Here is a 21,735-nt window from a genome sequence, read left to right on the forward strand (position 1 = left end):
CGGCCGGTGTGGCCGAGAGCGGGCGTGCATTGTTCGACGGACGGCGGTCAGAATCCCCGGTCGAGCCACTCCTGGAGGTGCGGCGCCTCGGCCGCGATCGTGGTCGTCTCCCCGTGTCCGGTATGCACGACGGTGTCGCCCGGCAGCGTCAGCAGCCGGTCCCGGATCGAGTCGACGATCGTCGGGAAGTGGCTGTACGACCGTCCCGTCGCCCCCGGCCCGCCCGCGAAGAGCGTGTCGCCGCTGAAGAGGGCGGCGAGGGCCGGCGCGTACAGACAGACGGCACCTGGGGCGTGCCCCGGGGTGTGGAGCACGGTCAGCTCGATGCCCGCCACGGCGAGCACCCGGCCGTCGGCCAGCTCCCCGTCCGGCAGCCGGTCCGGGTGGGTCTGCTTCCACAGCGGGAGGTCATCCTGATGGAGCAGGATCGGGGCACCCGTGCGTGCCGCGAGTTCGGGCGCGGCGTCGATGTGGTCGTTGTGGGCGTGCGTGCACACGATGGCCCGCAGGGTGCGTCCGCCGACCGCTCGGGCGATGGCCGCGGCGTCATGTGCGGCGTCGACGACGACGGCCTCGCTGTCGTCGCCGACGATCCAGACGTTGTTGTCGACGTCCCAGGTGCCGCCGTCCAGGGAGAACGTCCCCGAGGTGACCAGATGTTCGATGCGGGCGCCTCCCATCAGAAAACCACCACCGAGCGCAGGACATCGCCGCCGTGCATCCGCTCGAAGGCCTTCTCGACCTCGTCCAGCGCGATGGTCTCCGTGACGAACGTGTCCAGATCCAGCCGGCCCTGGAGGTAGAGGTCGATGAGCATCGGGAAGTCGCGGGAGGGCAGGCAGTCGCCGTACCAGGAGGACTTCAGCGCGCCGCCGCGCCCGAACACGTCCAGCAGCGGCAGTTCGAGCTTCATCTCGGGGGTGGGCACCCCGACCAGCACGACCGTGCCGGCGAGGTCGCGGGCGTAGAAGGCCTGCTTGTACGTCTCCGGGCGGCCGACGGCCTCGATGACGACGTCGGCGCCGAAGCCGCCGGTCAGCTCACGGATCGCCTCGACCGCGTCCGCCTCCTTGGAGTTGACGGCGTGGGTGGCCCCCAGCTTCCTCGCGGTGGCCAGCTTGGCGTCGTCGATGTCCACCGCGATGATCTTCCCTGCGCCCGCCAGGTCGGCCCCCGCGACCGCCGCGGCCCCGACGCCGCCGCAGCCGATGACGGCCACACTGTCGCCGCGTCCGACATTGCCCGTGTTGATGGCGGCGCCGATGCCCGCCATCACTCCGCAGCCGAGCAGTCCGGCGGCGGCCGCCGACGCGGCCCGGTCAACCTTGGTGCACTGGCCTGCCGCCACCAGCGTCTTCTCCGCGAACGCGCCGATACCCAGGGCCGGCGACAGCTCGGTGCCGTCGGTCAAGGTCATCTTCTGCTTGGCGTTGTGGGTGCTGAAGCAGTACCAGGGCCGTCCGCGCAGACAGGCCCGGCACTGGCCGCACACCGCCCGCCAGTTGAGGATGACGAAGTCGCCGGGGGCGACGTCGGTGACACCCTCCCCCACCGCCTCCACGACGCCCGCGGCCTCGTGGCCCAGGAGAAAGGGGAAGTCGTCGTTGATGCCGCCCTCGCGATAGTGCAGATCGGTGTGGCAGACCCCGCAGGCCTCGACCTTCACCAGCGCCTCGCCCGGGCCCGGGTCGGGAACGACGATTGTCTCCAGACTCACGGGGGCGCCCTTGCCCCGCGCGACGACAGCACGGACCTGGTGAGCCATGGCCACTCCTCGACTGGTACGAGATCTGAATCAGACGTTGCTCATTACGGCACACATCTCATGTTTCGCAACACAGCATCCTGGAGCGCGGACCACGGGTCAAGGCTCGGCGACCACGCGGTCGGCGCGAGTGCTCATGTCTGAGCGAGTCAGTACTCGTCGTCCTCCGGCGACGCTGCCACCGGGCGCGTGAAGACCTCGCGGGCCACCTCGATGAACGCCTGTGCGGCAGGCGAGAGCGGCCCACGCCGCCACATCAGCCAGACCGGCCGGACCGCGAGGCGGCGAAGTACCAGGTATTCCCCCTGGACGACCGGGTCACGGAGCGCGAGAACCCCGCCGTGGCCGGCCGTATCGATCTGCTCGGCGACCGCGCCTCCGTCACCTACCGCGCGGGAATGCGGCGGTTCACCGAGGAGACCACACTCAACGTCAAGAACCGCTCGCACAGCATCACGGCCGACGTCGACCTGCCGGAGACGACGGCGGAGGGCGTGATCATCGCGCAGGGCGGCCGGTTCGGTGGCTGGACCCTGTACTTCACCGAGGGCAGGCCGGCCTACGCCTACAACTACTTCGGCATGAACCTGTACACCGTGCGCGGCGGCGAGCCCTTGGCGCCGGGACGGCACGAGGTACGACTCGCGTTCGACTACGACGGCGGAGGCCTCGGCAAGTCGCCAGGTACATCGCGCTCGACAAGATGACACCGGAGGCGGCGGCGAAGAAGTGGATCGAGGCGAACCGCGAGAAGGTCAAGGCCTGGCTCGGCTAGCGGCCCGCGGTACTCCGTGACGCCCACATGGCGATGCGGAGCGAGGGAGACGAAAATGGTATCGGCCGGATACAACGAGCCAGGACGGGTGATCGCTCATGTGCCGATGGCTCGCTTACTCGGGAACACCCCTGCTCCTCGACACCATCCTCTACAAACCGGCTCACTCGCTGATCGATCAGAGCCTCCACTCCAGACTGGGTGTCGAGACGACGAACGGCGACGGTTTCGGCATCGGATGGTATCCGCAGGAAAACATCGGCACCCCGGCCTTGCTCAGGGACATCGGCCCTGCCTGGAACAATCGCAACCTGAGGGAGATCGCGGATCATGTCCGCTCCCCCTTGTTCTTCGCCCACATACGGGCGTCGACCGGCACAGCGGTGCAGCAGACGAATTGCCACCCCTTCCGGCACGGCCGCTGGATGTGGATGCACAACGGTGCCATCACGGGTTTCCACCTCATGCGCCGCGAGCTGTCCCTGCTCGTCGATCCCGAGCTGTACTCCGACATCGAAGGAACGACGGATTCGGAGATGATGTTCTACCTGGCGATCACCTTCGGCCTGGATCAGGATCCGCCGGGCGCTGTGGCCCGGATGGTGGGAGTGGTGGAGCGCAGCGGTCACGACCACGGGGTCGAGTTCCCGCTCCAGATGACCATCGCCGTGACCGACGGCGAACGCGTATGGGCCTTCCGCTACTCGAGCCAGGGCGCTTCCCGGTCGTTGTTCTACAGCACCCGGGTGGATGCACTGCGCAGGCTGCACCCCGAAGCGGCGTTCCTGAAGGAGGTGTCCGACGAGACCCGCCTCATCGTGTCCGAACCACTCGGCGACCTGCCTGGTGCCTGGAACGAAGTACCCGAGAGCACCTACGGCGTCGTCCATGCCGGAGCCGACGAGTTGCATCCCTTCGCCCCAGAGCCGGCATGACGCGTGGACTGTTCCAGCAGGTGGCTCAGGCCGTTTTCGTAGCGGAGCGCTTCCCTGGCTTGGCGGGGACGCTCTTCCGCGTCGTGGCCCCCTTTGTGCCTGTGGCCGTACGCGATGATGCCGTCCGGGTCGGTGCGGTCGGCCACTTGAACTCGATCTCCAGCTCGATCTCCCCCTCACCGATCTCGACCTCTATCTCGCTGCCAAGGTCGTCGGGGATCCGCAGGCTCAGCGTTCCGGGGCTGAGTTCCAGTTCGGCCTCCCCGCCTTCCCTGAGCGCGGCTGCGAGTGCCGTGAGCTGGTCAGCCGCCTCGAGACGTGACAGGGAGCGCCTCTGCTCAAACTTGAGGTCCTTCATGGGTGTCTCCGATCTTCATCGCTCCGACGGGACATCACACACCCGGTCGTCGTGAATGTCGGTCCCGGCGCCGGCGCACAGTCAAGGCACAGGCGAGGATGCCGAGGGCCCAGGCGATCAGAAGGGCACCCCACAGCGGCATGGTCACCTCGGGGATGAGCAGGCGGATCTCGGTACTCGCGCGGTTTTGGAAAATGAAGACCAGAGCGATTGCAGTGATCAGAACGAACGGCATGAGGCGGCGGACACCGGGGCGAGAAAGGAACGGTGTGTGCGGCTTCTGGTCTGTTCTGTCTGTGCTTGTTCGAGCCATGAGACGTCTCTCCCTCGCGTTGCCCCCTTCATCCAGCCTCCTCTTCCAGCCCACGGCTCGCTACCGAGAGCCCCAGCCCCGACGCGGGGCCGGGCAGCCCCGCTGGCCGCCAGCCGGACCAGGGCTCGACGGATCCGCTGAGGCTATTAACGCGCCTGACGCGCCACGTGGCACGTTCACCGCGACGCCACAGCGCCACCACTATTCCTCTTGAACTGGATTCGGTTCACACCGAGAGCGCTCCGCTCGAGCGGACACTCCCCACCACTCAGCGCGCGCCGGCCAGCCGCAGGGCGAAGTCGCCGTACTGGTAGACGACCTGATCTTCCGTCAGGTCACCGTCCTCGCGGTACCAGACAGGTACGCCCATCCCTGGATCCAGGATCGCGTAGGAGGTCAACTTCACCGTGGTGACGCTGAAGCGCCCGGCCTGCACGCCTTCACTGAGCAGCGTCCTGAAGGCCTGTTCATAGGCGGCGCGCCGTTGAAGGACCTCCCCATCCACCCCGCAGCTCACCGTAAGCCATCCGAGGCCGGACCCGACCGGGAGTGCCGCACGCCGACGACAAGCGGATCGCCCTATCCGGTTCCGTGGTACGGTGGTGACGTGAAGCGGAAAGGGCTATCCGAATGAAGAAGAATCGGATAGCGCTATCCATATTTTGGCCTTCCAGTGCCACCTCATCCCGAAAGGACTCTGCTGTGACCAGCATTGCCATTGTCGGAGCCGGCCCCCAGCTAGGCCTGGCCATCGCCCGCACCTTCGGCTCCCAGGGGCTCGACGTCGCCCTGATCTCCCGCAACCGCGGCAAGCTCGACGACCTCGCCGGAAAGCTCACCGCCGAGGGCATCACCGCCGCCGCGTTCCCCGCGGACGTACTCGACCGCGACGCACTCACCCAGGCACTCAAGGACGCCGCCGCCCACTTCGGTGGCATCGACGTCCTGGAGTACTCCCCTGTGGGACAGCTCGGTGTCACCGCACTGACCGCTCCGGCCGAGACCGAACCGTCCCATGTCGAGTTCGAGATGAACTTCCAGCTGTACGGGGCCATCACCGCCACCAGGACGGTACTGCCCGCGATGCGTGAGGCCGGCGCGGGCACCCTGCTCTACACCACCGGCGCCGGGTCGATCTGGCCCGACCCGCGGGTCGCCAACGTCAACGCCGCCGCCGCGGCGCTGCGCAACTGGGTGATGAACCTGCACAAGGAGCTGGCCGATGCCGGCACCGGCATCCAGGCCGCCCACGTCGGCATCGACGTGGCGATCGGCGACTCCGACTCCGTCGTCCCCGGCATACCGGTGGCCACGCCCGAGCAGATCTCCCCCCTGTACTGGGAACTGCACACCACCAAGCGTGATCAGGCCGAACTCGTCTTCAAGCTCGGCGACGGCTTCCCCCGCGGCTGACAGCGCACCGAGCCGTGCCCGCCCCTCGTCGAACCCCGATCGCGCCGCGGTGTTCCGGTCCGCGGCGCGATCGAGGAGAAGGGTTCCGTTCCGCTGGACATTGCCGACGACCCCCGTTCACGGCCTCCGGCGTCGTCAAAGGCCCCAAGTCCGGTGAGGGGTTCATGCCTTGACCTCCTCGGCCTGCTGATGCCCCATCGGCCCGCCCCCCACCTTTCGAGGAGCAGACCCTCATGACCACGACCACCGATCCGTCTTATGTCGACCCGGCACCGATCCCCGACTGAGGCCCACGCCAGGGAGCGTCGCCGAATGGCAGGTGCTCCCCGACGTCTGGCGCCACGGTTCCATCACTTCCACGAGAGGCCATCGTCATGAACAAGCTCAGCGGCAAGACCGCTCTCGTCACCGGTTCCAGCCGCGGTATCGGCCGGGCCACGGCCATCGGCCTGGCCCGTGAGGGAGCCCTGGTCGCCGTGCACTACGCACGCAACCAGCAGGCCGCCCAGGAAACCGTCGAACTCATCGAGAAGGACGGCGGCCGGGCCTTCTCACTCGGCGCGGAACTGGGCGTCCTCGGCGACATCGACCAGCTCTTCCGCGGCCTGGAGGCCGGCCTGAAGCAGCACACCGGGCAGACCACCCTGGACATCCTCGTCAACAACGCCGCCGAGCTGTCGGCGTTCAAGCGCATCGGCGAGCCGGATGAAGTCGCCGACGCGATCGTCTTCCTCGCCACCGACGAAGCGCGCTGGATCACCGGCGCGGCCCTCGACGCCACCGGCGGCAGTCTCCTCGGCTGAGTGCGCCGCTGAGGTCAGCTGCTCTTGCCCGGCGGTGTGGTGGTGCCCTGGCCGGCGCGGAGCATGGCCTTGTAAAGAGGTTCGTGCCCGGGTGAGGCGGGCAGGGGGCCGCGCGCCGGAGCCTCGAGGGACTGGATGAACAGGGCGACGACGCGTCGCCAGGCGTCCGGGGCGGCGTCGCCTGTTGCGTTGACGACGCCGGCGTTGGCCATGTGGATCAGGACCAGGTCCGAAGGGTCGAAGTCCTGGCGCAGGCGGCCGGTGGCCTTGGCCCGGTCGATGAGGCGCACCATGGCCTGGTACGCCTCGTTGCGGCGCTGCTCCAGGGCCTTGGCGGTGGGGAAGGTCATGGTCAGGACGTCGGCGAAGCCGCTGTCGGCGGCCTGCATCGCGCAGGCGGCCTCGATGTAACCGACGAAACCGTTCCAGGGGTCGGGGTCCTCCAGGGCGACCGTGACCGCGTCGGCGTAGGCGTCCATGCGGTCGGAGAAGACGGCGTCGACCAGCTCCTCCTTCGTCGGGAAGCGGCGGAACATGGTGGCGATGCCGACCCCCGCCTCGCGGGCCACGGAGGCCATGGAGGCGCTCAGCCCGTCGCGCGCGAACACCGTGCGCGCGGCGGCGATGATCCGCTCCCGGTTCCGCTCGGCGTCACTGCGCAGAGGCTGAGCGGGACCGTCGGGGTGCTGGGCGCCAGAGTTCATACCAGCCAGCCTATCAATCGGATTGGCCTATCCAGTTTGGTTGCGCCAGCCGAGGTGAACCGGAGAGCATAGACATGACCCCGACTCCCGACCCGTCGAACCTCCACCCGCTGCCGTCCGACCCCCGCGCGGCACGTCTCGTCGAGGCGTTCCGGGACGCCCTGGTCCGCTTGTGCGACGGAGAGGACCTGACCGTCGAAGACCTGACGCAGATGGTGCGGACGCTCACCGGCACCACCCTGGCCGCTGCGGCAGTTCCACCCGCATCCAGCCCGGCACCCTGCCACTGCGTTCTGAAGAACCCGGAACCCCGCTGGTGGTGAGCGCGCAGCAATCAAGGACCTCTTGCCGCAGTCAGGTTATGCGTATAACGTCGCTGCGTAGGCATGTGTCACCGCGTCCGGAGAGGAGGCCCGCCAGATGATCATGACTGGTGGAAGCCGCCGACTGTGGATCTTCGGTGATCACTCCTATCTCAGCCAGTTCTACGGCTGACAAGTCGGTTCGACTCCAAGGCACATCTGTGCCCACCTCACCGACCTCGTCAGCCAAGGAACCTCGTCATGCCAACAACCACCCCCGTCCGCTGCACGATCTCCCACGACGACACCCAGTGGGCCGCCCGTCACATGCCGCTGCTCGCGGCCACCATGCAGACCCACTCGGCCGCGTTCGCGGGACGGCGTATCGGGATCTGTCTGCACATCGAGCCGAAGACCGCTGTCCTGGTGTCCTTCCTGGCCCAGGCGGGCGCGCAGGTCACCCTGACCGGCTCCCCCGGTACCACTCAGGAGGACACCGCGGACGCACTGCGCGCCGCCGGCGTCACCGTCATCGGCCACCGATCCGACGACCTCGACCAGCACCGCGGGAACATCGCGCAGGTACTGAACTCCCGGCCGGACCTCATCCTCGACAACGGTGCGGACCTGATCGAGGCCGTGATGGCTCGGGGAGGCCTTCCCGGCCTCATCGGAGCCACCGAGGAGACCACCACCGGCGGCCTGCGCATCCGGTCCTGGAACTCCCCGCCGCCATTCCCCGTAGTCGTCATCAACGACAGCCGGCTCAAGTTGCTGGTCGAGAACGAGTTCGGCGTCGGCCAGAGCGTGGTCCAGGGCTTCATGAACGCCACCAACCTCATGCTGCCCGGAGCGCATGCGACCGTCGTCGGCTACGGTCCCTGCGGGCGAGGGGTCGCCGACACCCTCGCCCATCTGGGCGCCCGGGTCGCGGTGGCGGACATCGACCCCTACCGCGCTCTGGAGGCACTGATGGCGGGTCACCAGGTCGGAGAGCTGAGCGATCTCCTGCCCCGGACCCAGTTGCTCTTCCTGGCCACCGGCCACCCAGGAGTGATCGGCGCAGCCGAGCTGGACGTCCTGCGGGACGGTGCGGTGATCGCCGGGGTCGGACACATGCCGTGGGAGCTGGACACGGCCGCGCTCGCCGAGCGCACGCGGTCCGTGCGGCGATCGGGTGCCAGCGGGCAGGAACGCGCCGTCCACCGCCTCGACGACGGCCGTGAACTGGTCGTGCTCGCCGACACCAAGATGATCAACCTCACGGCCGCCAAGGGCAATCCGATCCAGGCGATGGACCTCGGACTCACCCTCCAGGCCCGCAGCCTCGCCGCGCTCGCCACGACCACGGACCAGCCCCTCGAGCCCGGCGTACAGGCCGTCCCCGAGCCCATCGACCGGAGCGTCGCCACCGGCCTGGTGTCCATGCTGAGCCATATCTGACAGCTCGAAGAGCTTGAGGGAGCGTGCCGGGCGTCGCAGGGCAGGCGGGACTGTGCGGACACTCCCTGAAGCAGGGGAAAACCGATGGAGCGGTCGGAGTATGTGTCCGTACCGTCCGTTGGATGACCTATCTGAGTCCCCTGGGATATCTGCTGGGCATCGAGGGTGCCGCCTTGCTGCGTGGCTTCAGGGAAGGAAGTGCCGGCCGGGCGTTCGTCGAAACCCGGATCGCAGAGATCCGCGCCCTTCTGGACACGCCCGCCCTCGCGCAGGCCGAGGGGGTCACGGCGAGTCCGGGCACGATCAGCGTGACCGACGTCTACCGATCCTGGGCGCCGCACTATGACGCGCCTGGCAACCAGATGATCGACATTGAGCAGCGCGTATTGGCGGAGTTCGCGCGTGTTCTGCGCCCCGGCGGAAGCCTCGTGATCTCGGACGCACACCTGCTGGTGTCCTACCTCCGGCCGACCCTGGCCCGCCGTCCCGGCCCGGACGGCCGCCCGTCCCTCCTCACCGAGCACCACCGCCCGCTCAGCGCCTACCTCGCCGCAGCTCTCCCCCTGGGCTTCCAAGTCAGGCAATGCGAGGAACCCCGCCGCCCGCGCCACTCCCTCGATCCCGAAACCGCCCCGGACCCACTCCCGGCCCATATGTCCTGGGACTTGTTGCACTGGTGCCCGGAAGCGTCGGCCGCGGCCTTGGACGACTCCCCGATCGCGGTCGTCTGGCGCTTCCAACTCGACGGCGTCCGGAAGGCTGAGCAACCGGAACGATGATCGGTTGGGCGGTGATCGGCATCATGGTCCGCTGACTCTCCCGGCGAGGGCCGGCCGCACGGCCAGGATCCCGTCCTCTGAGCCACCGTTACTGAACCGGGCCGGCCAGGGTGCTGATGGACGGCGGAGGGCACCTCTCCGGTGTCCGGGCGAGGTCGACCAACTCCTCCGGGGGATCGTCTCCGTCCCGGACGGCCATGACATAGGCCTTCGCCTGCGGCAGCCCCAACTGCGGGGCGTGCTTCCGCAGGTGGCGCATTGCGGCCATGGTCCCCTCGGAGTGCACGAGCGCCTCAACAGCCGCGGCCAGCGGATCGTGCGGCCGGACGCCCCTGATCTGCTGGAGGTAGAGGTCTTCCCAGACATCGGCGGCGTATGTGGTGGCAGGGATGTGGTGGATACTCCCGTCCTGCCGGTCCACCAGGTAGGGCCCGTGGCCCACCGACATCTTCCCAATGTCGCGGCTGCGGATGTACTCCACCGATTGCCAGACGACCAACCACCCGAGAGCGTGCTCCTTTACGTCGTCGACGGCGAGCTCGGGGAGTCGCGCCATCCATGGTGACTCCTGCCGCTGTCTCGACAGCAGGGCCTTTACCAGCTCCACGGCGCACTCCTTGGTAACCACGCTCCTCATCTTGCACCACGGCGCAACGAGAGTGAGCCCAAATCCAAGGCGGGCGCAGGGCTGTTGTAACGCGCAGCTTTCGGTGAATTTCGAACTACTCGAAGCGATAATAAAGTCGCGCCATATCTTCACTCGGACCATACTGGATCGTGAGTTTCCAATGTCGGCACGCTCGCGCGTCGAGCCGGGCAGCCCATCCATGGTCAGAGCGGTCGGGGGGACCGTTTCGAACGTGATGCGAAAGGATGCACCATGGAACTCGAATCTCTCCCGGATGACGTCGTCGCGGCGATCGAAGTGCGGGATCGCTGGAGGCGCGCATCGGCTGCCGGTGGCCTGGAGTTCCTGGTCACCGACATCTCGCGGTGGACCCCCGGTTCGACCGTGCGGGTCGCGTTTCTCGACGGGGACGAACAGCTGCACGCGGACATCGCAGGAGCGACGACGCAGATCACCGACTCCTGCAACCTGAAACTCGACTTCGGTCACGACGCGGCGACCGGAACGTTCCGGCGATGGACCACAGCCGATACCGCCTTCGCCGCCGAAATCCGAGTCAGCTTCGACATGCAAGGCTATTTCTCCCTGGTCGGCACCGACAGCACGGATCGCACCATCGGCGCGGGAGGCGGCGGCCCGGTCGGGGGTAATCCCGGACAGCGCAGCCTCAACCTCGGGCGTTACGCGGTGAACAGGCCCGCCCAGTGGGAGGGCACCGTGCGTCACGAGTTCCTGCACGCACTCGGATTCCACCACTCCCACCAGAACATGCGCGGCACCTGCGAGAACGAATTCCGTTGGGATGACGAAGCCGGGTATGTTCCCACACGGGATGAGGACGGCGTCTTCGTGGCGGACTTCCAAGGCCGGCGCCCCGGCATTTACACGTACCTCGCGGGTGAGCCGAACCGATGGCCGCGCGCGAAGGTGGATCACAACCTTCGCACCGAGGATGACCCGGATGTCGTCGCCGGGCCTTTCGACCCGCAATCCGTGATGCTGTACCGGTTCCCGCCATTCTTCTACAAGTCCAACCCGAGCAGTTGCGCGCCGACCGGTAATGGTCAGAGCCTGTCGAACGGCGACAAGCGCGGGCTCAACCTGCTGTACCCGCACACGGCGGATGAGTTGGCGGGCCTTCAGGCCCGGGCCGACGCGGTCCTGCAGTCGATCGGGGCCGGGGTCGGCACGGAGAGCCTTCCCGAATCGAACGGCGGCAACCTGGTCGAGGCATACCGCAGCCGGGTGGAGGCGCTGGCCGCCGCACAGACCGCAGGCGCCGACTGAGCCGAGCAGGGGACGCCATGTCTGCCGGCACCACCGACGAGTGGCTCGGCACCGCACGGCGCCCTCGCTGACAGAGCGTGTCGCATCCGGTGGCCGCCGCCTGCCGCGGCCCTTCATTTCGGAGGCCTCATCGGCTTGTTCCGGGGTCTTCGGCTGCAGTGCTGCGCGCGATCACATGGCGTAGGAATCCGGCCGCGGTGCCGCCGTCGCAGACGCGGTGGTCGAAGGTCAGCGACAGGTGAACGACCTTGCGTACCTCGGCCGCGACCGCCAGTCAGTATTTTGACATAGGTTTCTTGTCATAGGTAACTTTGGCGGCGTGACCGGTATCAGTGAGGCTCACACGAGCCAGGGCGTCGACCATGTGGCCGCAGGCCTCGTGGCGTGCCTGCCCGCGCTGAACCGGTACGTCAAGCAGAGCATCGACCGGCAACTGCCCTATCCCAAGCTCCCCGAGCGGCAGTTGGCCCTGCTTCAGTACGTCGCCGAGCACGACGGGGCGACCGTCCACGAGGCGGCCGAGGCGCTGCGGATGATGCCGAACAATGTCAGCGCCCTGGTCACCCGCCTCACCGAAGCGGGCCTGCTCGAGCGGCGTCAGGACGACACCGACAAGCGTGTGGCGCACCTGTGCGTCACCGCCAAGGCGCGTCAGCGCATCGGCGAGGTGCAGAACATCGCGGCGGCGCAGCTCGCGTCCGCGCTGCGCACCCTCACCGACGGCGACCTTGACGCCCTCGGCTCGGCGCTCGGCGCCCTCGCGGCCCTCACCCGACGTCTGGGCGACCACTCCGCCTGATCGGTCCGACTCCCCGTACGCCTACTGCCCTTGCCGCTGCCGCGGCGGGGGCTGGGTGTGCTGCTCGCATACACATCTCCCCCCTCATACACATGTCCACGCGCCCCAGCCGCGCGCCGCACGTCCCGAGGACAGCTCACACATGTCAGTCACCGCTGTCTCCCCAGCGCCCACTCCCACATCTGGCCCCCACCACCGCGGCCTTCGCGCCAACCCCTGGCTGACGCTGGTCGCCGTCGCGTTCGGCCTGTTCATGGTCGGCCTCGACGGCTCCGTCGTCTCGATCGCCAACGCGGAGATCGCCCGCGACCTGAACGCCACCACCGCCGAACTGCAGTGGGTCACCAACTCCTACCTGCTCGCCCTCGCCGCCGCCCTCATTCTCGGCGGCAAGCTCGGCGACCGCCTCGGGCGCCGTACGGTCTACCTGGTCGGCGTCGTCGGATTCACCGCCGCGTCCGTCGCGATCGGACTCGTCGGCTCGATCGAGGGTGTCATCGCCTTCCGTGCCGTACAGGGCCTCTTCGGCGCGATGTTGATGCCCAACACCCTCGCGTTGCTGCGCGCCGTGTTCCCACCGAAGAAGTTCGGCATGGCGGTCGGCATCTGGGCGATGATCTCGTCCGTCTCCACCGCGCTCGGCCCGATCGTCGGCGGACTGCTCGTCGAGCACGTCAACTGGGAGTCGGTCTTCTACATCAACGCCCCCATCGGCGTGATCGCCCTCGTCTTCGGCCTCGTGGTGCTGCCGCAGTCCAGGAACGAGGCGGCAGCGAGCGAGAAGTTCGACGTGCCCGGCGTCGTGCTGCTCGCCCTCGGCCTGCTCGCCGTCGTCTTCGGCGTCGTCAAGGGCGAGACGTGGGGCTGGACTTCGGCCGGCACGCTCGGCGCGATCGTCGGCGGTGTCGTCGTCCTGGTCCTCTTCGGCTGGTACGAGACCCGTGTCGCGCACCCGCTCCTGCCCATGCGGTTGTTCCGCAACCCGGCCCTGACCATCGGTGTGTTCGTCACCGCGCTGAACTTCTTCGTCCTGCTCGGCGCGATCTTCTTCGTGATGCTGTACCTGCAGAACGTACGCGGCTTCACGCCCGTCGAGTCCGGTGTGCGCACCCTGCCGCTCAGCCTCGCCTCCATGCTGGCCTCCCCGCTCGGCGCGAAGCTCACCGAGAAGTTCGGCCCGCGCCTGACCATGCCGCTCGGGATGGTGCTCCAAGCCGGCGCCGCGTTCACGATGCTCACGTGGAGCGCCGACTCCTCGTACGCCACCATGTGGCCGCCGTTCGTCGCGCTCGGTCTCGGCGTCGGCATCGTGATGTCCGCGTCCTCCGACGCGATCGTCGGCAACGCCCCCGTCCAGGACGGTGGCATCGCGGGTGGCCTCCAGGCCACCTCGCTCCAGGTCGGCGGAGCGCTCGGCACATCGGTGCTGGTCTCCCTCATCAGCAGCCGCGTCGGCGCCACCCTCACCGACTCGCTGACCGACGCCGGCGTGCCCCACTCGGCAGCCGCTCGCTTCGAGGAGGCGAAGGACGCGGTCGCGATGGGCGTCGCCCCGGTCTCCGACGCGATGCCCGCACAGCTCAGGACGGCCGTGGTGGAGGGCAGCCACACCGCCTTCATGAACGGCGTCCACACCGCCGTCCTGGTCACCGGCGTCCTCGCCCTCTTGGGCGCCGCCCTGGCGGCGTTCGGCCTTCGCGGCCGGAAGGACGAGGACGACGAGAACGTGGCGAGCCCGGCCGCAGCCGCCACAGACACTTCGCCGGTCCCGGCGGCGACCTCGGGTTCCGCCGCTGCCGCGGTCCTGTCCTCCGGCGGCATCCCGGTCAGCGGCCTCGTCATCGGCGCCGAGTCGGCACCCGTGCCGCGGGCAGCCGTCACCCTGGTCTCCCTTGGCGGGCGGCAGGTGGGCCGCGTGGTGGCCCACCCGGACGGTTCGTACACGGTGGACGCGCCGGGCGCGGGAAGCTACGTGCTCATCGCCTCCGCCGAGGGCTACCAGCCGCAGGCCTCCACGGTGGTGGTCGGCGACGAGCCGGTCTCGTACGACATCCTGCTCTCCGGCACCAGCGGCCTGGCCGGCACGGTCAGGTCGGCCGACCGCAAGGAGCCGGTCGTCGGCGCCATGGTGGTCGCGGCCGACGTGCGCGGCGACGTGCTCGCCGCCGGACTGACCGACACGGACGGCACCTTCGGCTTCGCCGAGCTGGTGCCCGGCCCGTTGACCCTCGCGGTGACCGCGGCCGGCTACCGGCCGGTGGCGCTGCCCGTCGAGATCGCCGCGCAGGGCGTCACCAGGACCGAGGTCGAACTGTCCTCCGGCTTGCAGGTGCAGGGCGTGGTCCAGGCCGCGGGCGGGCCGCTGAACGACGCGCGGGTCACGCTCGTCGACGCGGCCGGCAACGTGGTGGCCAGCGCGACCACCGGCGAGGACGGCGGCTATGCCTTCGCCGACCTCGACGGCGGCGAGTACACGCTCATGGCGGCCGGCTACCCGCCGAAGGCCACCAACCTGACCGTGCACGGCTCCGGTGTGCAGAGCCACGACATCGAGCTCTCCCACCCGGGCGAGTGAGAGTCGCCGGGCCGGACGCGCGAAGAGCGGCGCGCCCGGCCCGGCGGTGAGGGTCCCCGGGCCCGGTGGTCGGTGGCGTCAGGGGACGTGCCGGGCCCGCGCTGTCGTCAGGGCAGCTCGGTCACGCGGTCGGTGCCCGGTGGGGCGACCGGGCTGTGGGCGGTGAGGTAGTCGGTGAGGGCCGCGATGTCGTCCCCGCCGCCGACGGTGCCGGTGCCCTCGGCGAAGGTGGTGAAGCCGTCGCCGCCCGCGGCGAGGAAGGTGTTCGCGGCAACCCGGTAGGTGGCGTCCGGCTTCAGTGGTTCGCCGTTGAGCGTGATCGACGCCGGGTCGATGCGGTCGCCGACCGGGGCACCGCGCGAGAAGGAGTACGTCAGGCCCTTGGAGACGCCGAGCATGAGGGTCGGTGCCCGGGTGCCGGAGTCGTTGAACTGCTCCTCCAGAATCTTCTCGATCTGCGCCCCCGTCAGGTTCACGGAGACCAGGGACCCCGCGAAGGGCTGTACGGCGAAGGCCTCCGCGTACGTAATCTCCCCGGGTGCCTCACCGCCCGTCGACGACCCGTGCACCAGGTCCGCCCGCACCCCGCCCGGGTTCATCAGGGCGATCCGGGCTCCGCCGCGCTCCGGTGCCGAGGTGGCGGCGAGTTGGGCGTCGGCGACGAGGTTCGCCAGGTCGGACTCGGCGTCGCGGGTCTCGGAGCGGGTGATGTCGGCGGTGACACTGCCGACGACCCGGTTGGCCAGCGGCGCCGACAGCGCCTTCCACTTGTCGATGACGGCACTCTGGTCGGCGTCCTTGGCGCCGGTGCGGGTGACGAGGTGGTTCATCGCGGCTGCCTGGTCCCGTACGACATCCCCGGTACGGCGGTCCACCGGCAACCGTGTCTCGGTGACCACCCGGCCGAACGACGATGCCGAGGTGACCAGGCGGGGATGGCCGGCCGGGTCGGGCAGGGAGCAGATGTACGGCTGGTGGGTGTGGCCGGTCACCACGGTGTCGATCGCCGGATCGAGGTCCTTGGCGATGTCCACGATCGGGCCGGAGATGCCGTCGCACTGGCCGTACGATCCGGCCTGCACGCCACCCTCGTGCAGCAGGACGACGATCGCCTCCACGCCCTGGCGGCGCAGTTCGCGGGCGGAGGCGTTCGCGGTCTGCACCTCGTCGAGGAAGCGCACGGACGTGATGCCGGACTGGCCGGTGACCTCGGGGGTGCCCTCCAGCGTCATGCCGATGAAGCCGACCTTCACGCCGTCCACCTTCTTCACCCAGGTGGGCGCCAGAAGGGGCTTGCCGGAGTCGCGGTCGATGACATTGGCGGCCAGCCAGGGGAACTTCGCGCCGTCGTACGGCTCGTCCTCGATGAAGCAGCCGTCCTCGGGGTGGCAGCCCCCGTGCTGCATGCGCAACAGTTCGTCGGTGCCCTCGTCGAACTCGTGGTTGCCGACGCTGGTCACGTCCAGGTGCAGCTTCTCCATGGATTCGACGGTGGGTTCGTCGTGGAAGAGGCCGGACAGGAAGGGGCTGGCGCCGATGATGTCGCCCGCGGCGACGGTCAGCGAGGAGTCCGTGCCCTGCCGGAGCTGGCCCAGCCGGGCCGCGAGGTACTCCGCGCCGCCGACGGGCGTGGACTTGGGGTCGAGCTTTGAGCCGAGGTTGGCGTCGCGTCCGGTGGGCGGCTCCAGGTTGCCGTGGAAGTCGTTGAAGGACAGCAGTTGGACGTCGACGGTGGAAGGCGGCTGCTGCGTGGTGGGGAAGGCGCGGGTGTACGAGATCCACAACCGGACGTCGACGGCGTCCGTACGGCCGTTGCCGTCGAGGTCTCCGGCCGCACCGGCGGTCGGGACAGCCGCCAGGTCCTTGGCGTTGACGGCGCCGTCCCGGTTGACGTCCGGGGTGCGGGTGGCGAGGAGATCCGGCCGGACCGACAGCAGGTGGAACTTCGTGACGCTGCCGTTGAAGCCGAAGTTGTCGTCGGCGACGAGGACGAGCGAGCGGGAGCCGTCGGGCAGCCGCGGCCCCCAGGTGATGCCCTCGACGTTGTCGGCGTCGGCGCCGGAGGTGGTGAAGTCGTACAGCAGCTTCTTCGACATGGGCTTCTCGGTGCCGGACAGGGCTTCCTTGCCGCTGACGTCCGTCGCGCCGATGGTGCTGGTCCAGTAGAGGCGGATGGAGAAGCCGACACCGGAGGCGAAGGAGCGTTCGACGGTGAGGTAGTCGGTCTCGTTGATCGCGAGGATCTCGGAGACACCCCGGTCCGCCGAGTACGTGCCGACCGGGGCGGGCAGGGGCGCGGTGGGCGCGTCGGAGATCGGGTCGACCTCGTAGACGTGCTCGGCCTCCGGCTTCCCTGTCTGACGGTCCATCTGCAGCAGGCGGGACGGGCTCTTGACCGTCAGCCCGGCCGCTGGGCCGTCCTGGACAAGGGCGTTCTCGGTGATCGTGACCACCTTGCGCCCGTCCGGGGAGAGGGTGAGCCCTTCCAGGGCCTGGTTGTTGCGCACCCCGGCGGTGAGGGTGCCCGAGGCCGAGCGGACGGGGGCGTACGCCTTGGGCAGCGGCAGTTCGCGTACGTACCCGCCGGAGGTGGTCGCCTCGCGGACGAAGGCGGGCTGCCCGGCCGAAGAGGCGCCCTCGCTGGTCCACAGCAGGCTCTCGCCGTCCGGTGTCCAGCGGATCGCCTCGGGGTCGACCGCCTTGGGGGCGAAGGGTTCGCCGGTGGTGTCGGCGAGCACGGTCAGGCCGTCGAGGGCGGGCTTGTCACCGGCGAAAGCCGCCCCGTCGAGCGGGAGTCGGAGGGTGTGGAAGCGAGCCTTGCCGTTCTCCGAGCGGTCGTCGCTGAGGGCGACGTACTCGCCGGACCGCGGGTCGTAGTCGATGCCGGACAAGCCGCCGAACGGCATGCCGAACTCCGTCGTCCCGGCCGGGACCGTGAGGGTGTCGAGGAGCCGCACGTCCTGCGGCTTGGCGGAGGTGTCCGCCTCGGGTTCCGCCGCGAAGCCGTTCGTCAGGGCCAGGCTGCCGAGGAGGCCGGCCGCGGCGAGGGAAGCCAGGAGCGGGCGTCTGCGGCGCGCTGGGGATCTGTGGCGCATGAGTGTCCTTCCAAGAGGCGGCGCACGGGCGTGCGGGCATGACTCGCCGACCCGCACGCTCGGCAAGGTGCGGACGGGTGGGAGAGCCCAGTGAGAGAGGGGTTGACTAAGCGTCAGAGTGAGGCGGCGGTCGGCACGACACGGCCCCGGCGCTTGCGGCGCCACGCGTACAGGGCGAGGGCGACCAGCGTCATCGCGTACGGGATCGTCGACACCAGCTGCGGCGGTACGTCGAGCGAACCGAGCTGCACGGCCAGTGCCTCCGCCGCTCCGAAGCCGAGCGCGGCGAGGAAGACACCCCACGGCCGCATGCCGCCGAGGAATACGGCCGCGAGGGCGATGAAACCGCGTCCGGCCGTCATGTCCCGTACGAAGAAGGAGACGTAGCCCATGCTGAGGAAGACCCCGGCGAGTCCGGCGAGGGCCCCGCTGAGGGCGAGTCCGGTGTACTGGACGCGCCGTACGGCGATGCCGACCGAGGCCGCCGCGTCCGGCATCTCCCCGACCGCCCGCAGATGGAAGCCGAAGCGGGTGCGGTAGAACAGCCAGGCGACGAACGGCGCGGCCAGGAAGGCCAGCCAAGTGACCATGTTCTGGCCGCTCACCACATCGCCGAGCACCGGCACGTTCTCGACGCCCGGCAGGGTGACCGTGGGCAGGCTGCCGCTCTTCAGGCCGGAGGTGCCGCCCTTGTCGTCGAGGAGGCTGTAGACGGCGTAGGCGGTGCCGCCGGAGGCGAGGAGGTTGAGGCCGATGCCCGCGATGATGGCGTCGGCGCCCAGTTCCAGGCGGAGGGCGGCGAGCAGTACGCCCAGGAGTGTCGCCACGGCGACTCCGCAGAGCGCGCCCACGGTGACGGAGCCGCTGTATCCGGCGACGAGCGCACCGGTGCAGGCGGCGGAGAGCATCTGGCCTTCGAGGGCGATGTTGCTGATGCCGGCGCGTTCGGCGACCAGCCCGCCCAAGGCGGCGAGCAGGTACGGCGTGGCGATCCGCAGCGCGGCGGCCAGGAAGGCGCTGCTGAGGACGACGTCGAGCACGGAACTCATCGGACGCCCACCTGCCTGCGCGCGATCCGCCGCTTGAGCAGGTTGGGCAGGGCCTGGGCGGTGACCAGCAGCACGATGACCGCCTGGATGACCACCACGATCTCGGTGCCGACGTCCGTCTGCTGTTCCATGATGTCGCCCCCGGCGCGCAGGTAGGAGTAGAAGAGTCCCGCGACCACGACGACGAGCGGGTTGTTCCTGGCGAGCAGGGCGACCACGATCCCTTCGAAGGCGAGGCTTCCGGCGAGCCCGGGTTCGAGCCTCCCGTACGCGCCCTGGACGAGATGGGCGCCGGCCAGGCCCGCGACGGCGCCGCCGATGACGAAGCTCCACTCGATGACGCGGGGCACGCGGATGCCGCCGTACGCGGCGAAGTCGGGGTTGGCGCCGGTCATGCGGATGCGGTAGCCGAGCGGGGTGCGGGTGATGAGCAGCCACAGGGCGACGGCGGTCAGCAGCATCACCCCGAAACCGATGTTGGCCCGGCCCAGCGGGACGCCGAACCAGTCGCTCAGCGGCGTGAGCGCGGAGTCCTGCTGGACGGACTTCGAGTGCACGGCGCTGCTGCCGGACTCTTTCAGCGGGCCGTTGACGAGGTAGTCGTAGACGCGGACGACGATGGCGTTGAGCATCAGCGTGGCCACGATCTCGTTGGCGCCGAGGCGTGCCTTCATGGCGCCGGGCACCAGGCCCATTCCGGCGCCCGCGGCGGCTGCCGCGGCCATGGGCACGATCACGGCGACGACGGGTGGCAGCGGCAGGAAGATCGCGACGGTCGCGGCCGCCAGGGCACCGGCGTAGACCTGGCTCTCGGCGCCGAGGCTGATCTGCCGGGCGCGGAAGGGGATCGCGACCGACAGCCCGAGCAGGGTGAGGGTGGTGGCGTCCTCCAGCCAGCGGCCGACGCGGAAGGAGCGGTCCAGCGGGCCGGTGAGCATCACCTCGTAGGCCCGTACCGGGTCGTTGCCGGTGGCGAGCATGACGAGGAAGCCGATGGCCAGGGCGGCCAGGATGGTGGCCAGGGCCATGCTGAGGTCGACGGCGAAGTCGCGGCGCCGGGTGGCCCGGTACTGGCGGCGGTCCTCGGTCTCGATCAGGGTCGTGGGGGTGGTGGTCACGGGGCCTCCTCCCCCACGTTCTCCAGACCGGTCGTGAGCCGGCCGCGGTCGTGCTCCTCGACGCCGAGCATGTAGAGCCCGACCCGCTTCTCGGTGAGGCCGGTCGTGTCGTCGAACCGGGCGACCAGGCGGCCGTCCTTGAGGACGAGCAACCGGTCGGAGAGGGCGAGGAGTTCGGTGAGGTCGGCGGAGATGAGCAGGACGGCGGCGCCCGTGTCGCGCGCGTCGACCAGACGCTCGTACATGAACCGCATCGCGCCGATGTCGACCCCGCGGGTGACCTGGGAGGCGATCAACAGGCTTGGCTGTGCGGAGAGTTCGCGGGCGACGATGACCTTCTGCATGTTGCCGCCGGACAGCGCGCGTACCGGGACCGACGGGTCGGGCGTGCGGATCGCGTACTGGTCGATCAGCTGCTCGGCGTGGGCGCGTACGGCACCCGGGTGCAGGACACCGTGGCGGGCGAGGGGCGGTCGCTCGTGGCGGTCGACGACGAGGTTGTCGGCGATGGACGCGTCGAGGGCGGCGCCGTTGTGCAGCCGGTCCTCCGGTACGTAGCCGATGCCGGCCCTGCGGTGTCCTGCCACGTCGAGACCGGCCGTGTCGGTGCCGTCGATGTGGACCGTGCCCGTCGTCGGGCGGCGCAATCCGGCGAGGATCTCGGCGAGTTCGCTCTGGCCGTTGCCCTCGATGCCGGCCACGCCGACGATCTCCCCGGCGGCTACGTCGAAGTCGAGACCGTGCAGGGACTGGCCGGTCGGAGCCTCGTAGCGGAGGCCCCGTACCCGCAGGGTGGTGTCCGTGGGACGGGCAGGGGTGCGGTCCACGTCCAGGGACATGTCCCGGCCGACCATCATCGAGGCGAGGGAGCGCTCGGTGGCGTCGGCGGTGGCGATCGTGCCGACCAGGGCACCGGCGCGCATCACGCTCACCTGGTCGCTGATCTCCCGTACCTCGCGCAGCTTGTGCGAGATGAACAGCACGGTCATCCCGCCGTCGCGCAGCCGGCGCACGGCGGCGAACAGGTCCTCGCTCTCCTGCGGGGTGAGCACGGCGGTCGGCTCGTCGAGGATCAGTACGCGTGCCTGCCGGTGGAGCGCCTTGAGGATCTCGGTGCGCTGACGCATCCCGACCGACACCTCGTCGACGCGCGCCTTGGGGTCGACGGTGAGTCCGGACTCCTCCGCGAGCCGGGCGGTCGTCTCCACGGCCGCCTTCGGGTCGACCAGCCCGCGACGGCCCGGCTCCACACCGAGGACGACGTTCTGGGCGATGGTGAAGGACGGCACCAGCATGAGGTTCTGGTGCACCATGCCCACACCCAGGGCGATCGCCGAGGCCGGGCCGCGCAGTACGCGTGGCCGTCCGCCGACCAGGATCTCGCCCGTGCTGGGCTGTTCCAGGCCGTAGAACATCTTCATCAGCGTGGACTTGCCCGCGCCGTTCTCGCCGACGACCGCCCGGATCTCGCCCGGCGGGACCTCCAGGTCCACGGCGCGCACCGCGCGCACCCCGTTGGCGTAGGTCTTGGTGACCTGGCGGGCGGCGACGGCCGGACCGTCCTCGCCCCATGGCTCGTTCATCGTCAAGGCCG

General features: G+C 69.5%; 21 protein-coding genes and 1 pseudogene. 10 read left to right on the forward strand and 12 right to left on the reverse strand.

Annotation, left to right across the window (positions count from 1 at the left end; translation table 11 throughout):
* Nucleotides 1-47: 47 nt before the first annotated feature.
* Both CP976_RS02385 and CP976_RS02390 read right to left on the reverse strand, forming a co-directional pair.
* The gene (locus CP976_RS02385; RefSeq protein WP_150478783.1) at nucleotides 48-680 is read right to left on the reverse strand and encodes an MBL fold metallo-hydrolase; all 633 of its coding nucleotides are present in this window, start codon (nucleotides 678-680) and stop codon (nucleotides 48-50) included.
* Nucleotides 680-1,765 carry an S-(hydroxymethyl)mycothiol dehydrogenase gene (locus CP976_RS02390; RefSeq protein ID WP_150478784.1) on the reverse strand — a complete coding sequence of 362 codons (1,086 nt, stop codon included), beginning with the start codon at nucleotides 1,763-1,765 and terminating at the stop codon, nucleotides 680-682. The genes CP976_RS02385 and CP976_RS02390 overlap by 1 nt, the downstream gene beginning before the upstream one ends.
* 341 nt (nucleotides 1,766-2,106) lie before the next feature.
* Between CP976_RS02390 and CP976_RS02395 the strand changes: the two genes are divergently transcribed.
* Nucleotides 2,107-2,472 carry a hypothetical protein gene (locus CP976_RS02395; RefSeq protein WP_208838922.1) on the forward strand — a complete coding sequence of 122 codons (366 nt, stop codon included), beginning with the start codon at nucleotides 2,107-2,109 and terminating at the stop codon, nucleotides 2,470-2,472.
* Between the two features lie 166 nt (nucleotides 2,473-2,638).
* Nucleotides 2,639-3,475 carry a class II glutamine amidotransferase gene (locus CP976_RS02400; protein WP_150478785.1) on the forward strand — a complete coding sequence of 279 codons (837 nt, stop codon included), beginning with the start codon at nucleotides 2,639-2,641 and terminating at the stop codon, nucleotides 3,473-3,475.
* Nucleotides 3,476-3,500: 25 nt separating this feature from the next.
* On the opposite strand, the gene CP976_RS02405 is transcribed toward CP976_RS02400, so the two are convergent.
* The 3 genes from CP976_RS02405 to CP976_RS02415 all read right to left on the reverse strand — a co-directional run bounded on the left by CP976_RS02405 (nucleotide 3,501) and on the right by CP976_RS02415 (nucleotide 4,651).
* Entirely contained in the window at nucleotides 3,501-3,833 is a 333-nt protein-coding gene (locus CP976_RS02405; protein WP_150478786.1) for an amphi-Trp domain-containing protein, read from the reverse strand.
* 34 nt (nucleotides 3,834-3,867) lie between these two features.
* The gene (locus tag CP976_RS02410) at nucleotides 3,868-4,146 is read right to left on the reverse strand and encodes a LapA family protein (RefSeq protein WP_150478787.1); all 279 of its coding nucleotides are present in this window, start codon (nucleotides 4,144-4,146) and stop codon (nucleotides 3,868-3,870) included.
* A gap of 268 nt (nucleotides 4,147-4,414) precedes the next feature.
* Complete coding sequence (locus CP976_RS02415; RefSeq protein ID WP_229875868.1) at nucleotides 4,415-4,651, reverse strand: TetR-type transcription factor C-terminal domain-containing protein; 237 nt, start codon at nucleotides 4,649-4,651, stop codon at nucleotides 4,415-4,417.
* Nucleotides 4,652-4,848: 197 nt separating this feature from the next.
* Between CP976_RS02415 and CP976_RS02420 the strand changes: the two genes are divergently transcribed.
* Both CP976_RS02420 and CP976_RS02425 read left to right on the forward strand, forming a co-directional pair.
* Complete coding sequence (locus CP976_RS02420; RefSeq protein ID WP_150478788.1) at nucleotides 4,849-5,559, forward strand: SDR family NAD(P)-dependent oxidoreductase; 711 nt, start codon at nucleotides 4,849-4,851, stop codon at nucleotides 5,557-5,559.
* A 374-nt stretch (nucleotides 5,560-5,933) separates the two neighbouring features.
* Nucleotides 5,934-6,362 (forward strand): SDR family oxidoreductase, encoded by a 429-nt coding sequence (locus tag CP976_RS02425; RefSeq protein ID WP_150478789.1) that lies wholly within the window; start codon nucleotides 5,934-5,936, stop codon nucleotides 6,360-6,362.
* Nucleotides 6,363-6,376: 14 nt separating this feature from the next.
* On the opposite strand, the gene CP976_RS02430 is transcribed toward CP976_RS02425, so the two are convergent.
* Entirely contained in the window at nucleotides 6,377-7,066 is a 690-nt protein-coding gene (locus tag CP976_RS02430) for a TetR/AcrR family transcriptional regulator (RefSeq protein ID WP_150478790.1), read from the reverse strand.
* A 74-nt stretch (nucleotides 7,067-7,140) separates the two neighbouring features.
* Between CP976_RS02430 and CP976_RS02435 the strand changes: the two genes are divergently transcribed.
* The 3 genes from CP976_RS02435 (at nucleotide 7,141) to CP976_RS02445 (ending at nucleotide 9,590) form a co-directional block, all read left to right on the forward strand.
* Nucleotides 7,141-7,389, forward strand: coding sequence for a hypothetical protein (locus CP976_RS02435; protein ID WP_150478791.1), 249 nt, complete (start codon nucleotides 7,141-7,143; stop codon nucleotides 7,387-7,389).
* Between the two features lie 240 nt (nucleotides 7,390-7,629).
* A complete protein-coding gene (locus CP976_RS02440) occupies nucleotides 7,630-8,811 on the forward strand; it encodes an adenosylhomocysteinase (protein ID WP_150478792.1) in 1,182 nt (393 codons plus the stop codon).
* A 122-nt stretch (nucleotides 8,812-8,933) separates the two neighbouring features.
* Nucleotides 8,934-9,590 (forward strand): hypothetical protein, encoded by a 657-nt coding sequence (locus CP976_RS02445; protein ID WP_150478793.1) that lies wholly within the window; start codon nucleotides 8,934-8,936, stop codon nucleotides 9,588-9,590.
* Between the two features lie 88 nt (nucleotides 9,591-9,678).
* Here the strand turns inward: CP976_RS02445 and CP976_RS02450 are convergent, their stop codons facing one another.
* Nucleotides 9,679-10,197: a YrhB domain-containing protein gene (locus tag CP976_RS02450; RefSeq protein WP_229875865.1), complete on the reverse strand. Its 519-nt coding sequence runs from the start codon at nucleotides 10,195-10,197 to the stop codon at nucleotides 9,679-9,681.
* A gap of 273 nt (nucleotides 10,198-10,470) precedes the next feature.
* On the opposite strand from CP976_RS02450, the gene CP976_RS02455 reads away from it, so the two are divergent.
* Nucleotides 10,471-11,505: a zinc metalloprotease gene (locus CP976_RS02455; protein WP_150478795.1), complete on the forward strand. Its 1,035-nt coding sequence runs from the start codon at nucleotides 10,471-10,473 to the stop codon at nucleotides 11,503-11,505.
* Between the two features lie 127 nt (nucleotides 11,506-11,632).
* Here CP976_RS02455 and CP976_RS02460 read toward each other — a convergent pair.
* Nucleotides 11,633-11,761: pseudogene (locus CP976_RS02460) on the reverse strand (2-oxo acid dehydrogenase subunit E2); the annotation flags it as partial.
* 63 nt (nucleotides 11,762-11,824) lie between these two features.
* Between CP976_RS02460 and CP976_RS02465 the strand changes: the two are divergent.
* Together CP976_RS02465 and CP976_RS44605 are read left to right on the forward strand one after the other, a co-directional pair.
* Entirely contained in the window at nucleotides 11,825-12,304 is a 480-nt protein-coding gene (locus CP976_RS02465; protein WP_373304886.1) for a MarR family winged helix-turn-helix transcriptional regulator, read from the forward strand.
* Between the two features lie 142 nt (nucleotides 12,305-12,446).
* Nucleotides 12,447-14,879, forward strand: a complete 2,433-nt coding sequence (locus tag CP976_RS44605) for an MFS transporter (RefSeq protein ID WP_150478796.1) — start codon at nucleotides 12,447-12,449, stop codon at nucleotides 14,877-14,879.
* Nucleotides 14,880-14,986: 107 nt separating this feature from the next.
* Here the strand turns inward: CP976_RS44605 and CP976_RS02475 are convergent, their stop codons facing one another.
* The 4 genes from CP976_RS02475 to CP976_RS02490 form a co-directional block, all read right to left on the reverse strand.
* Nucleotides 14,987-17,974 carry an esterase-like activity of phytase family protein gene (locus CP976_RS02475; RefSeq protein ID WP_150478797.1) on the reverse strand — a complete coding sequence of 996 codons (2,988 nt, stop codon included), beginning with the start codon at nucleotides 17,972-17,974 and terminating at the stop codon, nucleotides 14,987-14,989.
* A 113-nt stretch (nucleotides 17,975-18,087) separates the two neighbouring features.
* Nucleotides 18,088-19,023, reverse strand: a complete 936-nt coding sequence (locus CP976_RS02480; RefSeq protein ID WP_150478798.1) for an ABC transporter permease — start codon at nucleotides 19,021-19,023, stop codon at nucleotides 18,088-18,090.
* Entirely contained in the window at nucleotides 19,020-20,141 is a 1,122-nt protein-coding gene (locus CP976_RS02485; protein WP_229875862.1) for an ABC transporter permease, read from the reverse strand. Before CP976_RS02485 ends, CP976_RS02480 begins: the two co-directional genes overlap by 4 nt.
* Nucleotides 20,138-21,724 (reverse strand): ABC transporter ATP-binding protein, encoded by a 1,587-nt coding sequence (locus CP976_RS02490; protein ID WP_150478799.1) that lies wholly within the window; start codon nucleotides 21,722-21,724, stop codon nucleotides 20,138-20,140. The genes CP976_RS02485 and CP976_RS02490 overlap by 4 nt, the downstream gene beginning before the upstream one ends.
* Between the last annotated feature and the right edge of the window lie 11 nt (nucleotides 21,725-21,735).

It is taken from the genome of Streptomyces coeruleorubidus, from assembly GCF_008705135.1.
GTDB classification, from domain to species: Bacteria; Actinomycetota; Actinomycetes; order Streptomycetales; family Streptomycetaceae; genus Streptomyces; species Streptomyces coeruleofuscus.